The organism is Microcoleus sp. w2-18bC1, from assembly GCF_036700365.1.
Lineage (GTDB): Bacteria > Cyanobacteriota > Cyanobacteriia > Cyanobacteriales > Microcoleaceae > Microcoleus.
Map to the genome: position 1 here is coordinate 4,589 of NZ_JAUBOS010000124.1, position 595 is coordinate 5,183.

Consider the following 595-nt stretch of genomic DNA (forward strand, 5'->3'; position numbering starts at 1 on the left):
ATCGCATCCTTCACCATCAACACCGTCCCACCAGCAAATGAAGGGCTGATATTTTTAGGCAATCCCGATACCGGCGGCCGGATTGTCACGGCCGGTCAAATTCTGACACCTGCTGACATTAACCAATTATTTTTCCAATCGACAGCCAACTTTACAACAGCAAATTTTACCTACAGCGCTACAGACAACCAGGGCGCTATCAGCCCCGCCAGCGCTACTGTCTCTGCCATTCCCCTGAACGAACCAACACCAACACCAACACCAATACCAACACCCACACCCACACCAGCGCCAACACCAACACCACCCGTCCCGGAACCCACACCCACACCACAAACACCAGCGCCAACACCAACACCACCCGTCCCGGAACCCACACCCACACCACCCGTCCCAGAACCAACACCCACACCACGCATCCCAGAACCAACACCCACACCCGTCCCAGAACCAACACCCACACCACGCATCCCAGAACCAACACCCACACCTGCAGCGGAACCAACACCCACACCACCCATCCCAGAACCAACACCCACACCCGCAGCGGAACCAACACCCACACCCGCAGCGGAACCAACACCCACACCCGCAG

At 57.5% G+C, this 595-nt stretch carries 1 pseudogene; it reads left to right on the forward strand.

What is annotated here, in order from left to right:
- Positions 1–595: pseudogene (locus QT979_RS28325) on the forward strand (DUF4347 domain-containing protein); the annotation flags it as partial.